Annotated in this window: 14 protein-coding genes; 9 read left to right on the forward strand and 5 right to left on the reverse strand. The window is 61.5% G+C overall.

The window, feature by feature from the left end; translation table 11 throughout:
* Positions 1–31: 31 nt before the first annotated feature.
* Positions 32–1,906, reverse strand: a complete 1,875-nt coding sequence (locus tag M1D34_RS23005) for an adenylate/guanylate cyclase domain-containing protein (protein ID WP_498782301.1) — start codon at positions 1,904–1,906, stop codon at positions 32–34.
* 252 nt (positions 1,907–2,158) lie between these two features.
* Between M1D34_RS23005 and M1D34_RS23010 the strand changes: the two genes are divergently transcribed.
* A complete protein-coding gene (locus tag M1D34_RS23010) occupies positions 2,159–2,404 on the forward strand; it encodes a DUF982 domain-containing protein (protein ID WP_498782303.1) in 246 nt (81 codons plus the stop codon).
* A 447-nt stretch (positions 2,405–2,851) separates the two neighbouring features.
* On the opposite strand, the gene M1D34_RS23015 is transcribed toward M1D34_RS23010, so the two are convergent.
* On the reverse strand, positions 2,852–4,138 hold the full coding sequence (locus M1D34_RS23015) for an ABC transporter substrate-binding protein (protein ID WP_498782305.1): 1,287 nt from the start codon (positions 4,136–4,138) through the stop codon (positions 2,852–2,854).
* A 146-nt stretch (positions 4,139–4,284) separates the two neighbouring features.
* Here M1D34_RS23015 and M1D34_RS23020 point away from each other — a divergent pair, with 146 nt between their 5' ends.
* Genes M1D34_RS23020 through M1D34_RS23035 form a run of 4 tightly spaced genes read left to right on the forward strand, consistent with a single transcriptional unit; the run spans position 4,285 to position 8,976 of the window.
* Positions 4,285–5,313 carry a LacI family DNA-binding transcriptional regulator gene (locus tag M1D34_RS23020; RefSeq protein ID WP_498782307.1) on the forward strand — a complete coding sequence of 343 codons (1,029 nt, stop codon included), beginning with the start codon at positions 4,285–4,287 and terminating at the stop codon, positions 5,311–5,313.
* A complete protein-coding gene (locus M1D34_RS23025; protein WP_498782309.1) occupies positions 5,310–7,163 on the forward strand; it encodes a DUF2264 domain-containing protein in 1,854 nt (617 codons plus the stop codon). The genes M1D34_RS23020 and M1D34_RS23025 overlap by 4 nt, the downstream gene beginning before the upstream one ends.
* Positions 7,160–8,170 carry a hydroxyacid dehydrogenase gene (locus tag M1D34_RS23030; RefSeq protein WP_498782311.1) on the forward strand — a complete coding sequence of 337 codons (1,011 nt, stop codon included), beginning with the start codon at positions 7,160–7,162 and terminating at the stop codon, positions 8,168–8,170. The genes M1D34_RS23025 and M1D34_RS23030 overlap by 4 nt, the downstream gene beginning before the upstream one ends.
* Positions 8,167–8,976: a sugar phosphate isomerase/epimerase family protein gene (locus tag M1D34_RS23035; RefSeq protein WP_498782313.1), complete on the forward strand. Its 810-nt coding sequence runs from the start codon at positions 8,167–8,169 to the stop codon at positions 8,974–8,976. Before M1D34_RS23030 ends, M1D34_RS23035 begins: the two co-directional genes overlap by 4 nt.
* 20 nt (positions 8,977–8,996) lie before the next feature.
* Here the strand turns inward: M1D34_RS23035 and M1D34_RS23040 are convergent, their stop codons facing one another.
* From M1D34_RS23040 to M1D34_RS23050, 3 genes are all read right to left on the reverse strand, one after another.
* The gene (locus M1D34_RS23040; protein WP_498782315.1) at positions 8,997–9,605 is read right to left on the reverse strand and encodes an imm11 family protein; all 609 of its coding nucleotides are present in this window, start codon (positions 9,603–9,605) and stop codon (positions 8,997–8,999) included.
* A 95-nt stretch (positions 9,606–9,700) separates the two neighbouring features.
* On the reverse strand, positions 9,701–10,339 hold the full coding sequence (locus M1D34_RS23045) for an NrsF family protein (RefSeq protein ID WP_498782317.1): 639 nt from the start codon (positions 10,337–10,339) through the stop codon (positions 9,701–9,703).
* Position 10,340: 1 nt separating this feature from the next.
* On the reverse strand, positions 10,341–10,877 hold the full coding sequence (locus M1D34_RS23050; protein ID WP_498782319.1) for a sigma-70 family RNA polymerase sigma factor: 537 nt from the start codon (positions 10,875–10,877) through the stop codon (positions 10,341–10,343).
* A 249-nt stretch (positions 10,878–11,126) separates the two neighbouring features.
* Here M1D34_RS23050 and M1D34_RS23055 point away from each other — a divergent pair, with 249 nt between their 5' ends.
* The 4 genes from M1D34_RS23055 to M1D34_RS23070 are packed head-to-tail and all read left to right on the forward strand — an operon-like array spanning position 11,127 to position 13,710.
* The gene (locus M1D34_RS23055; RefSeq protein ID WP_498782321.1) at positions 11,127–11,450 is read left to right on the forward strand and encodes a BufA1 family periplasmic bufferin-type metallophore; all 324 of its coding nucleotides are present in this window, start codon (positions 11,127–11,129) and stop codon (positions 11,448–11,450) included.
* Positions 11,451–11,482: 32 nt separating this feature from the next.
* The gene (bufB, locus tag M1D34_RS23060) at positions 11,483–12,412 is read left to right on the forward strand and encodes an MNIO family bufferin maturase (RefSeq protein ID WP_498782323.1); all 930 of its coding nucleotides are present in this window, start codon (positions 11,483–11,485) and stop codon (positions 12,410–12,412) included.
* Positions 12,399–13,199: an HvfC/BufC family peptide modification chaperone gene (locus tag M1D34_RS23065; RefSeq protein WP_498782325.1), complete on the forward strand. Its 801-nt coding sequence runs from the start codon at positions 12,399–12,401 to the stop codon at positions 13,197–13,199. The genes bufB and M1D34_RS23065 overlap by 14 nt, the downstream gene beginning before the upstream one ends.
* A complete protein-coding gene (locus M1D34_RS23070) occupies positions 13,174–13,710 on the forward strand; it encodes a DoxX family protein (protein WP_498782327.1) in 537 nt (178 codons plus the stop codon). The genes M1D34_RS23065 and M1D34_RS23070 overlap by 26 nt, the downstream gene beginning before the upstream one ends.
* Positions 13,711–13,764: the final 54 nt, after the last annotated feature.

The raw sequence follows: 13,764 nt of genomic DNA on the forward strand, positions 1-13,764 counted from the left end.
GGTTGCGAAAAATCTCTGCCGGCAGTATCTCTCACCCGAGGAGTTCAAGCACCTTCGGGAAACGCGGATGATTACGGATGGGGTCGAGATCCGAGTCGTATTTTACCCACCTCTTTGTTTCGTGGGTGGCCTCGGGGAGAAGCTCGATTAGCAAGTCGATTGCTCGATCAGGTTCGCCCTGGAGCGAGTAAAAGCAAGCCACATTATATTTGGCCAGGCGATCGTCGGGATCGGTCGCCAAAGCGCGTCCCGCCCATTCCTTAGCACGATCAAGCTCGCCAAGTGCCGCAAGCCCCACAGCCCCCAAGTAGGCGGGTCTTGGATTTTCCGGACGCATCATGAGCTCACGCTCGGCGCGCGCGACGCCTTCCCGCGCCGCGGTATTCATTTCCTGCTCGCGTCCGAGCGAGCGGAGAACGTTAATGAGCACAAGCAAGGCCTGGTAATCGTCAGGTTTGATGTCTGCGGCGCGCTGGAAATGCCTTGCCGCTTCGTCCAGCTTCCCCTGGGTAAAGCAGGCACGGGCATAGAAATAGTGGGCTTCAAACAGATCGGGATCGAGGGCGATCGCCTGATCGAACTCCGCCATCGCTTCCGAATGTCGCTCGCGAAGCGACAGAGCCAGGCCGAGTGAAGCGTGCGCTTCGGCGAGACCACTCTCAAGATCCAGCGCCTTGGCGCTGGTCGCCAAAATGCCGTCGATCGACACGTCAGCGTTGTAGTGAAGGAAGAGGAAGGAATCGCAATCGGCAATTCCGGCGTAGGCCCGCGCATAAAGCGGGTCGAGTTCGACCGCCATGGCGAACATACGCTTCGCCAAAACGTAATGCGACTGTGAGTGCCAGTGCAGGAATTGCCGTCCTCTAAGGTAATACGCATAGGCCTCGAAGTTCCCGGTGGGCACCCGACCGATGTCCTTCTTCTCCTCCGGAAGCAGCTTGACCTTCAAGTGGTCCACAATGGTATGGGTGATCTTGTCTTGAAGGGCGAAGATTTCGGTGAGATCCCAGTCGTAGCGATCGGCCCAGAGATGACCACCGCCCTTGCCCTCGACGAGTTGCGCGGTGACGCGCACACGCGAGCCGACCCTGCGCACGCTTCCTTCTAGGATATAGCCAACCCTGAGATCCTGGCTCACCTGCTGCACCTTCACGGGCTTATTCTTGTAGGTATATGCCGTATTGCGGGCGACAACGAACAGGCCGGAGATTTTCGACAGGTCGGTAATGATGTCCTCGGTGATCCCGTCGCTGAAGTATTCTTGCTCAGGGTCACCGCTTATATTGTTGAAGGGCAGCACCGCGATGGACGGCTTCTCGATCTCCCAAGGCTCTTGGGTGCCTGCATCCGAGCCGGCCGTTTTTTGGGCCGCCGGAAAATCCAGAGAAATGCTGTAGGCGCGCACTGGGCGGTCGATGTTCTTGAGCGCCTGCTCGCCCATGTCCTCAAATCGAAGATCCAGCCTGTTGCCAACGTTATCGCGGACGGCCGCAGATACGGCGATACCGCCCGGCGCCGCTATTTTTTCAAGCCGCACAGCCACGTTGACGCCGTCCCCGAAAATGTCGTCGCTTTCAACGATCACGTCCCCAAGGTTGATGCCCATGCGAAGCTCGATCCGGCTTGGCCGCGGCACATCCGCATTGCGCTCCAGCATACCCCGCTGAACCGTGGCAGCGCAGGTGACCGCATTCACGACGCTTGGAAACTCCGCCAGGAATCCATCGCCGGCGAGCTTCACGATACGCCCCTCATACTCGGTGATCTTGGGGTCGATTAGGTCCCTGCGGTGCGATTTCCATGCCGAATGAGTACCTGCCTCATCCCGGGCCATGAGGCGGCTATAGGTCACTACGTCTGCGGCAAGGATGGCCGTCAGACGTCTGTGCACGGTCGGATCGTCCATGTGACCACCCAGTTTTCGTGTACTGCCACGCTCGGGGTGCCATGTCCCAGGCCAAAGGCAATTATACTCCAGCGGCTAGTGAATGTCTCTGTCAGGTAAGGCGAAAACGGTCGAACTTGCGCTTCGATCGATCCCGCTCAACGGAAATGTCGTGCGACTCCTTAGCTGACCGAGCCTTGCAGGCAGTGGTAGCCGCGCTGGAACGATTGAGAGGGAACTCGGTTAGGCCCCGAAAAGAACAGGAATATCAACATGGACGAGACATGGGATGAATGCGTGATCGTCGAGGTTCCCAATCTCGATGGTGTCCAGATCGTGTGGTCGCCCACGTTTGCAGCTCGCCTGCTTAGCGAAAACTGGCCGAAGATGGACGGAAGCACATACGCTGCTGCTTTGAACGCCTGCACAGATGCGATGCTCGGCGCCGCCCCTGCCGCGCCGGCACGAGACGCTTTCCTAGCAGCGATTGCAGAGGCGAAGCTCAAGACCTTCAGCTGAGGTCACGCGGGACCCACCTTTTGCAAACGAGCTGCGACGGCACCGAGCATGGCGACACAGCTTTTCTTCGGCCCTCGACCACGGCTCAAGCGCTCCGATCTCGGAGCCGTGGTCTCGACCTTCGCGCGCTCCTGGCTTCAGCCCCTTGATGATGGCGACGTAGCTCTATGCTGATTGCTGCGCATCATTAAAGGGTCGCACGCGACGTCGTAATCACGCGTCTTCGCGGCTGCTGTAAACTCTTGGGCGAATGATTGATGTGCGCAGGCGCACCAATCGATCGAACTTGCCAGGACAGACAAAGCCGAGCGGCCATAAGCCGCGCGCTTGCATCGGCAGCTTCCGAGGTCTCAATCTCACGTCTGCCGATCGGATCGTTGAGCCTGCCACCTGCACGTCACATGCAAATGCCATGGATGTCTGCGAACTGGAATCTCGCTGACTGGATCAGCCGGCTCGGACCGTGGCCTTGCCTTCCTCCACCAACCGTGACGCCGCATCTTCGATCGATATTCGTTCGAAGGCGAGTTCGTCGGCGATAGGGCGCAGCACGCGCTGGTCGAACTCGGTCGATCCGAGCGGCGCCGGCGACGGATAGCCGCCCACCTGATCCTTGAGGGCATTGATGTATTTCACCGTTTCCGTCTCCGTCGGATTGAGCGAAGGCAGGATGGCTTCGCGAACGGTCGGCGACATGGGTACGCCGCGCTCGACGCCGAGGATCTTGCCGGCCTCGACATCATTGACGAAGAAGTTGATGAATTTGGCGGCCGCTTCGCCGTGTTCAGTCGATGCACCGATGCTCCAGATCAGCGCCGGGCGATAGTAGTGGCCGGAGGGGCCGCCCTTCTCGGCACGCGGTAGCATGCCGATGCCGAGCTTGCTTTTCATGATGAGCTGGTAGCCGACCATCTGGTTGGAATAGGCCATGCCCATCGACGAGTAGCCCAGCGCCAGGCAATTGGTGTCGATCGTGTTCTGGTCAAGCGTCTGTATGTCAGCGCCCACGGTGCCACCGCGCTTGCGCAGTTCCTCCCAATAGGCGTACCACTCCTTCGCCTCCTCGACGCTGAAGCCAAGGCCGGTGTCGGTGTAGAGGCTGCTGCCACGCTGGCGGAGCCAGGCATCGAAGACATAGGCATAGCGTGCTCCATATGGTCCGCCCCAGACATTCTTCTTGCCGGCCGCCTTGGTCATCTCGACGGCGATGTCGGCATATTCCGCCCAGGTGGTGTCGACCCCCGGCGGCGTGATACCGGCTTTGGCGAAGGCATCGGCGTCGTAAAACAGCGCAAAGGAATTGAGACCGAGGCCGATACCCCAAAGCTTTCCGTCCACCGTCGTCAACTTCAGCACGTCCTTGCCGAAGGCGTCGACGTCGAGCGCCGAAGAGATGAAGGGATCGAGCGCCATGCAGGCGCCGCGTTTGGAGTAATCCGAAATCGTACTGGGCTCGAGCTGGAAGATATCGGCGATGGCGCGGCCGGCCATCTGCGTGGCGAGCTTCGTCCAGTATCCGTCGCCGCTCAAGCTCTCGCCGATGATCCTGATATCCGGGTTCTTCTCCTCAAAAAGCTTGGCGACCGCCAATGTCCGTTTCGAGCGGTCGTTGGATCCCCACCACATCGCGCGCAACTGCACGCTTTCGTCCGCGAGGCCCGACCGGGAGCTGAGGGCGATACCCGTCGCTGCGCCAGCCGCGCCGACCATGAATCCGCGTCTGTTGAGTAGCATGCTAGTCCTCCCCTGTGCTGCCCTGCCCGGCACTCTCCTCCAGCACCTGCAGGGCCAATTAGCGCAAGAGTTTATGCAAAAATCTTTGTTGCGCAATATTTCTTTTCATTCTTGCAAATTTGCATTGATTGCGCGATGTTTGCGCCATGATAGAAAGACCCTCGAGAAGACTCCGTCAAGCAGACATTGCCGCCCAAGCAGGCGTTTCAGTATCCACCGTCTCACGCGTCCTCGCGAATGAGCCTGGCATCAGCGAGGATGTCCGGGTACAGATCCTCAAGGTCGCAAATGACCTCGGCTACCCTCTCAAAGCCGGTGCTGCGGCAGCCCCTCGCGCGCTGGCGCTGATCGCGAGCAACGGCGTCACGGGCAGTCTCAGCGCATTTTACCAGGGTATTGTCGATGGCCTGCGCTCCGAGGCGGCCGACCAGGGCATGTCTTTCGACATTCGCCTCGTGAATGAGGCGAAGGCTACGCCGCAAGCCATTGGCGAACATATGCAATCGGTCGATGCGCAAGGCCTTTTCCTGGTCGGTATAGATCCCTGCGAGGCGCTTGCGGAATGGCTCGTGGAAAGCCGTACCCCCGTCGTCCTCGTCAACGGCGTCGATCCGCAATTGCGCTTCGACGGTGTCTCGCCGCCGAACTTCTTCGGCGCCTTCGCGGCGACGCGGATGCTGCTGGACGCCGGCCACCGGCGTATCCTCCACCTGACCGGATCGCATCGGCATACGATCCGCGAACGCGTGCGCGGCTTCGAAGCGGCCGTCGCCTCCGTGGATGATGGCGATGCGCGTGTCATCCGGCTGCCGTTCGCGAGCAACTCCAGTGCCGAAGCCCATGCAGCAATGCTTGCCGCTCTTGCCGAGGACGAGGGTTTCACCGCGGCCTTTTGCATGAACGACTTCATTGCCGTGGGCGTTCTCGAGGCGGTGACCGAACTCGGTCGGCGCGTACCTGACGATTTCGCGATCATCGGTTTCGATGACCTGCCCTGCGCCGACATGGCCAATCCGCGCCTTTCGACGATGCGTGTCGACCGCGCAGCGCTCGGCCGCGAAGCGGTCGCCATAATGCAGTTTCGCTTCAGCCATCCGGACGTGCCCGCCCGGCATGTCACTCACGCCGTCATCCCAGTGCCCGGCGGCACAATCGCCACGAAAGACAATCCATGACCTATGATCCCGCCAGCGCCAACCCGCTTGCCGGAAATCCGCTTGAGACACGCGGCGACATGCAGCGCGCGCTGCTCGATCTCTTCGATCCGCTGCTCCCCCATTTCTCTGCAGGAAATGCGCGGGTCCGCCTCGACGCAGCCGCGGCCCATTTCGACCGGGCCGCTGCCGATCTGGAGGGCTTTGCGAGGCCCCTCTGGGGTATTGCTCCCTTCGCCGCGGGCGGCGGAAATTTCGCGCATTGGGACCGCTATGCGGAAGGGATCGCCAACGGCACCGACCCTGAACATCCGGAATATTGGGGACAAGTGAACGGCCGGGACCAGCGCATGGTCGAGCTTGCGGCCCTCGGTTTCGCGCTGGCACTTGCGCCGGAGAAGCTGTGGGACCCCTTGAACGGGCGTGAAAGAGACAATCTCGTCTCTTATCTCCTCCATGCCCGCAAGTTCGACTATGCCGACAATAACTGGAAGTTCTTTCGCGTTTTCGTCGACATCGCCCTCGATCGCCTCGGCATCGAGCACGATCGCAGCCTGACGAAGGCCTATCTCGCCGAGCTGGACGGCTTCTACATCGGGGACGGCTGGTATCGCGACGGCAATGTGCGGCGCGTCGACCACTACATCGCCTTTGCCATGCACTTCTACGGGCTGATCTATGCCCGCCTCGTCGAAGACGACCATGCGAAACGGTATCGTGAGCGGGCGGTCGCCTTCGCCCAGGATTTTCGCCACTGGTTTGCCGAAGACGGAGCGACCCTCCCCTTCGGCCGCAGTCTCACCTACCGCTTCGCCTGCGCCGGCTTCTGGGCAGCACTGGCGTTTGCCGACCTCGAGGCTCTGCCCTGGGGCGAGATCAAGGGGCTCTGCCTGCGCCACCTCAGATGGTGGGCAGACAAACCGATAGCGGATCGGGACGGCGTTCTTTCTATTGGCTACGGCTATCCGAACCTCCTTATGTCGGAAAACTACAATTCGGCCGGTTCACCCTATTGGGCGTTCAAGGCTTTCCTGCCGCTAGCCGTCAGCGAAGACCACCCATTCTGGAGGAGCTCGGAAGTCCCGCTGCGGCCGCTGGCCGAACCGGTAGTCCTTCGCCATCCGGGCATGGTCATGATGCCCGTCAAAGGGGACGTGGTGGCGCTTTCCTCAGGCCAGGAAAACCGCCAGATGCGCTTCGGCTCCGAAAAATATGCGAAATTCGCCTATTCGGCGCGTTACGCCTTCAGCGTCGAGAGCGACGAACGCGCATTTGCCGGCGGTGCCTTCGATTCGATGTTGGCATTCAGCGACGACGGCGTTCATTACCGGGTGCGCGAGGCCAATGAGGAGGTGCGGCTTGCGGACCATGTGCTGTTTTCCAAATGGTCCCCCTGGCCGGACGTCGTTGTCGAGACCTGGCTTGTTCCGGCCTCGCCCTGGCATGTGCGCGTGCACCGGATTACGACGCCGCGGCCTTTGGAAACGGCCGAAGGCGGCTTCGCCATTCCCCGACGGGATTTCGAGGCCGACACGCTCGCCGCCGCGGACGGGACGGCCCACGCAATCGGCGCGGAAGATTTCAGCGGGATTCGCGATCTCGGTTCGACCGTCCCGCGCGAGGGCAGTATCCAGAAGGCGCCGCCCAACACCAATCTGATTGCCGCGAAGACCCTGGTGCCGCAGTTGCGGACCAAAATCCCCACTGGTGAAACCATACTCGCCTGCGCTGTGCTCGCGAGCCGCAACACTTCCGCCGTCACCGAAGACTGGTCCAACCCGCCGGCGATGCCGGATATGTTGGTGCTCAACGGCCTCCGGGCGGAAGGCTTGACCGTCAGCGCAATGCAAGCGCCCGGATCGATGCCATGACCCTCCCGTCCGTCGCCTTTGCAATGCAGCCGGAAAGGACGCGTTATGTTCTGGCGCCGGAGCTTTTCGCACGGCTCGGTGCCTTCGCCCGAATCTTGGATCAGCGGCCGATGACGGAGTTCGCCGATGAGCGGTCGCAGCGTTTGTTGGCCGAGACAGAAGTCCTGGTGACCGGCTGGGGCGCGCCGTTCATCGATGCGGCCGTCCTCACCCGGGCGCCGCGTCTTCGCCTCATCGTCCATGCCGCTGGCACGATCAAGGGGCTGGTCGACGAGAGCGTTTTCGATGCGGGGATCAAGGTCAGCCACGCGGCGGAGGCCAATGCCGTACCGGTCGCCGAGTTTACCCTCGCAGCCGTTATATTTGCGGGCAAGCAGGTGTTCCGCTTCCGCGATGTCTATGCGGCCGACCGTGGCCGCGAGCGCACCCAGATCCTGCAGGGCGAAGCGATCGGAAACCATCGTCGCACGGTCGGGATCGTCGCCGCGTCGCGGATCGGACGCCGCGTGATCGAACTGCTGCGTCTCCTCGACTATCGATTGCTGCTTTATGATCCGCTCGTCAAAGACGCCGAAGCCATGGCCCTCGAGGTAGAGAAGGTCGACCTCGATACGTTGATGGCCCGCTCCGATATCGTGTCGCTGCATGCGCCGCTGCTACCCGAGACCCGGCACATGATCGACGACCGCCAGCTCGCCCTTATGAAGGACGGCGCGACGCTGATCAACACGGCGCGCGGCGCGTTGGTGGATGAGGCGGCACTCATCGAAAAACTGCAGTCGGGCGCGATCAATGCCGTGATCGACGTTACCGACCCCGAGGTTCCGGATGAAAGCTCGCCGCTTTACGACCTGCCGAACGTATATCTGACGCCGCATATCGCAGGCGCCATCGGTCTGGAACGCACGCGCCTTGGGGAAATGGCGGTCGACGAAGTGGCGCGGTTCCTCGAAGGCAGGCCGCTCCTGTTCGAGGTTCACAAGCAGGACTTGGGGCGCATGGCATGAACGCTTTCGAACCGGCTCTCTGCACGGTCACCTTCCGCAAGCTGCCCGCGGACGAAATCGTCGCGCTGGCAGCGAAGGCGAGGCTCGCCGCTATCGAGTGGGCGGGAGACGCCCATGTTCCTCCGGGTGAAGCGTCCACCGCCCGCACTGTCGGGCACCTGTGCGAAAGCGCGGGCCTGAAGACCTCCTATGGCTCCTATATCGCGCCGCCGACCGACGATCTTTCCGCCCTCGCGCCCGCCCTGGCAACTGCGATCGCGCTTGGTGCCTCCAACATCCGCATCTGGCCCGGCACGCGTCAGCGCGATTCGAGGGATTACAGCGACCATGAACGGCGGGCCGCGGCGGACGTGATCCGCGACATGGCCGCGGAAGCCGCCCGGCATGGCGTCACCCTCTCGCTCGAATATCACCCGCAGACCCTGACGGACGAGACCGGGTCGGCGCTCAGCCTGATCGAGGCGGTCGCGCACCCGAATGTCTATCTCTACTGGCAGCCGCGGCCCGGTCTCCCGCTTGACGATGCAGTCACGGAGATTGCCCGGATCGGCGAGCACGTCTCCCATGTCCATGTCTTCGCCTGGGATCGCGACCGCAACCGCTTCCCCCTGGCATCCGCCGCCGACTACTGGCGAACCGCTCTGGCCGCCATGCCGCCATCGCGCTGGACCGGCCGGCGTTTTGCCATGCTGGAATTCGTGGCGGGAGACGATCCGGCGGCATTTCTGGCGGATGCGGCGACGCTGAGAAAAGTCCTACAGGCGGAGTTTCCGCCAGGCGCCTCTCCCATTGCAGACGGAGATTGACTGCTTTTTGCTCTTTGGCATCAGCGCCACCACCACTGCCTTTTTCTATACGTCTGGCTACGAGGAGGAAAGATGACCTTGCGCACTGGGTCAACCTCGTCACTCCACACCAGTTCGAACCCAATCCCACAAAATTCCATGTCGTTGATTTGTTCAATGAAACCAGCCTGCATATACAGATTGGATGTGCGGTAGGGCAGCTTGAAGATGAGGGAATTCCCAATAACCTCTTGGTGAACCTCATAACGCTCGATGTTTAGTATATCGCCATCGTCGAAGCGTATGATTTCCGAACGACCTTCATCTAGTGCGTCCAAGACAGTCGTTGCGTTGAATAGCTCCAATCCATTGCCGCCCTTCAGGGGCAAGAACTCGCCGTATGGCGTCATGATGTCGCGCAGGCCTTCGGCAGCGGCGCAGCGAAGTATGAGGACATGCGACCCATACCAGGGAAAATCAGAATATCCCCGCGGCGTCCCTTCGTCATCCTCAGTGAGGAGGTCCATGCGGATAGGCACCCAGTGGGGTTGGCACTGTCCGCGAAGGTCCGATAGCACGTGATTATCCTCGAGAACCTTCGGGATAGCCCATTCCTGCCCGTCGGCGAGTGTTAACTCATAAATTCTCATCCTATCACCGCTTTAGGTGTTAGGCAGTTCAAGTCATTAGCAGAACTTCGATCATAGTACACCGAAGTGCAGGGGGCCGGCCTTTGTCCGGCTACTCACCAGTCAATTATGCGGCGGGCGGCAAATCCCCCCGCAATGGCCAAGATTGCCACCGCCATCGTGTACCAGGTCGCGACGAAAAGCGGGGAGTCATCCGTGCAATGCGAGGCATAGAAGGCCGCCGCAATGCCACCGGCAGCCAATCCGGCAGCTGCGCCCGAAAGCGCGGGATGAGAAGAGGCCCCATGGCGCAACGCAAGCAGCAGCAGAGCGAGGGGCCCGATGCCGATCAGCGAGATGAAGGTCAGGCATACGAGACTGTTCGTTCCGACGAGCCTCGCGGACCATGTGCTCGCAGGCACGGCAATGAGCTCGGCAAGCACCGCCATCGCGATCAGCGCCGGAGCGACGATCAGAGGGGGCAGCAAGTCGCGCGGCTCGGTTTCCGGCCGCGACAGCGCGCGCAGTGCACTGAGGGAGCTCAGGGTAAGCACAATTGCCACCACAATCTTGAACGGGAAGCGCAGCGTCTGCATTGCGCTTGCAATATCCGGCCTGGGCCCGAGAAGTACGAAGAAGACGCCAGCAGCGACGGCGATGGCGATGACAGCGGCACCCGTCCAGACGACAGTCATCGGCATTCCGCTTCGCTGGTTGTCCGCAGCCAGGGCCTTGATGAGTTCCTGCGTTTCCATATCATTTCCGTCCAAATCGCCGGGCGATGGCAGCAAGGCCGCGGTGGAGCGCGACGCGAACTGCGGTTTCATTCATGTCGAGGCTTCTTGCAGCCTCGGCGATCGTGCGTCCCTCGACCGATATAGCCGTTACTACCGAGCGTTGGCCGGGCGTCAGCACCTCGAGCGCGCGGCCAATCTCCCAGTCCCTGGCGGTTTCCGCCTCTTCTGTCGCGAGAATGCCCTCAACGTCACTGAGTTGCACGCGAGCATGGTGGCCATGTCGTCGCAAGGCATCGATGAGCTTGTGCCTCGCGATTGCAAAGAGCCAAGGCTTCACGGGTCCGTCGGTCCGCCAGGTATGGCGCTTTAAATGGACCGCCAGCAGTGTCTCCTGGACGATGTCCTCGGGATCGAGGCCTACAGACGCCACTCTCCGGCGCGCCCAGATGCGAACAAGGGCAGCCGCATTTTGCAGGAAATCGCTGTAGGCCTTCTCGTCGCCACCGAGCGCCGTGCGAAGGAGCCGGGCGAGATCGCCGTCATCCGCGCCGTTCACCTGCACTTCCTCCCAATTCGCCGAGTTTCGCTACTTGTTACATGCCCGGGCGGCAAATGTTTTGCCGCAGGTGGGCCGTGGGAGCGGAAATATTCGTCTTCTTAGTCTTCCAAAATTCGACGCAAATTCAAATGGCGCGGCACTCACGAAAGCGTGTAACCGCCAAATGTAACATCGCTCCCGGTGGCTGCGAATGACGGACTGTGCGCCGAAGCGAAGGTGCATGCAGCAACGATGGAGAGAAGAATCATGTCTACCAGAAGTTCGATCAATACGGCCTTGCTTGCCGGCGCTGTGGCGACCGCGCTGTCGTCGCTCGCAAGCGCCGCGCCGCTTTCGCAAGCCGAGGTCAAGGCTGCGATGGATGCAGGCAAGGAGAAGTGCTACGGCGTCGCGCTGAAGGGCCAGAATGATTGCGCTGCCGGCCCGGGCACGACCTGTCAGGCCACGTCGACTGTCGACTACCAGGGCAATGCCTGGAAATTCGTCGATGGCGGCACCTGCACGACAATGGAGCTGCCGGGTGATCGCAATGGCTCGCCTGAACCGCTGACGCGCGACCTGCCGTCTTAATCGCAACGATGAGCCGGAAAGTGGAGGCGACAGTGACGGAACTGGCAATTCACGCGGATCGCGCTCAGCTGGGAATTCCTCGCTTTCCGGCGCATCCGGTCGATGGACTGGCTGGCACCAGCTTTAAGCACCAGCATCTGCCGGCCATCCTCGCTGAGGACGAGCGGACTGGCGGCTTTTTCGAAGTTCATGCGGAAAACTACATGGGAGCAGGCGGCCCGCCGCATGCCGCACTCACGAAAATACGCGAGGACTATCCAGTCTCGCTTCACGGCGTGTGCATGTCGATCGGTGGGCCGCAGCCATTGGACAAGGGCCATCTCGGCCGCTTCGCTGCCCTCGTCAGGCGATACGAGCCGGCTCTCGTCTCGGAACATCTGGCGTGGTCGACGCACGACACAACCTACTACAACGATCTTTTGCCCCTGCCCTATACAGAGGCAAGCTTGCAGCGGGTCGCAGAGCACATCGACGAGGTACAGGAGGTGATCGGACGGCCGCTCTTACTCGAAAATCCCTCCAGCTACCTGCTCTTCAAAGAATCGACGATGAGCGAAACGGCATTCATGCGGGGACTGGTGAGACGCACGGGATGCGGTCTGTTGCTCGACATCAACAATGTCTTCGTCTCGGCCACCAATCATGGCTTTTCCGCCCTAGACTATCTGTCCGACTTCCCCATGGCCCATGTCGGCGAAATTCACCTCGCCGGCCATACGGAGCAGCAGGATGACGAAGGCGATCTCCTGCTGATCGACAGCCACGACGGGCCGGTAGCCGACGCGGTGTGGAAGCTCTTCGACGTGGTGATCGCCCTACATGGCCCGATTCCGACGTTGATCGAATGGGATAGCGCGATACCGGACTGGCCAGTATTGAAGCGTGAGGCGCAGGCGGCCCAAATGCTCATGGACCGCCATGCTGCCGGCCTCCGGCAGGAGACGTTGCATGCGCGAGGTTAGGGACTGTTTACTCGAGTCGGCCGACGACCTCGACTATCCCGCCCAGTTCGTGGCCGGGCTACTCGATCCCGCTCGTCCAACCCCGACGCTCCTTACGGGCCCGCACAGCAAGGCAGCCGACACGCGCTTCAATGTCTACCGCAACAATGTGACGGTAAGCCTCATCAAGGCGCTCGCTGCCACCTTCCCAGCGACGAGGCGCATCACCGGCGAAGCATTCTTCCGGGCCATGGCCCGGTTCCATATCCGCGAGATGCCACCGAAATCGCCGCTCCTCTTCGAATACGGCCGGAATTTTCCCGATTTCATAGAACGCTACGCATATGCCAGGCCGATGCCGTGGCTGGCCGACATCGCACGGATCGAGCGGGCCTGGCTCGACGCCTATCATGCGGCAGACGTAGACGTCCTGCTGCCGCAGGTGCTAGCGACGACAAAGCCCGCTGAACTCGCCGACCTGATTTTCGAACCGCACCCGGCGACCGGCGTCGTCCGCTCCGCCTATCCAGCGGTGACAGTGTTCTCGGCAAATCGCGGCGATGGTCCAGTCGGGCGCGTCGAGGCTAGTGCGCCGGAAACCGCGTTGATTACGCGGCCGTCCCTCGAGGTGGAGGTCCGCGCTCTTCCGCCGGCGGTCGACATCTTCATCGGCAGTCTCCTTGAAGGCGAACCATTCGGACGTGCCGCGGTTGCGGGGCAGGCTTGCTGCCCGAACTTCGATCTCGCGGCCGCCATCAGGGCGATGTTGGAGGCCGGCGCTTTTGCGGCCATCCGCCACGGAGGGTGAAAAGGTGAGCTCGGTACGAATCTTCCTCAGACACGGGAACCGGAAAGTGAGAGGTTGGGCGGCCAAGATCGATGGCATGATCGCCGCCATCGCCCCGGCATCGCTCGCCCAACTCGCCTTGCGCTTGGCCCTTGCGGTGCCCTTCTGGCGCTCCGGCCTGGGCAAATGGGATGGCTTTCTTGAGCTCAACGACGTTGCCGTTCTTTTGTTCACGTCGGAATTCCAGCTTCACCTGCCGGGAGGCCCCTATCCTTTCCCGGCACCGGCGGCGACTGCCTTCGTGGTTGCCTCCGCCGAAGTTCTGTTGCCAATCTTTTTGGCGTTGGGCTTGGCGACACGCCTTGTCGCGCTTGGGCTCCTCGCAATGACCATCGTCATCCAGCTCACCGTTCCGGATGGCTGGCCCATTCATCTGACTTGGGCGGCGATGGCGCTTGGTGTGATGACCTGGGGCGCGGGGAGGCTGTCGCTGGACCACTGGCTCGTGTCTCCGGCTGCGTCAGCAAGATAAGCGGCCGGAGCATAATCCGAAGCTGAGCTGGGCGCGGCGAGGAACGTAACCAGT

The sequence above is a fragment of the Ensifer sp. D2-11 genome (assembly GCF_054161295.1).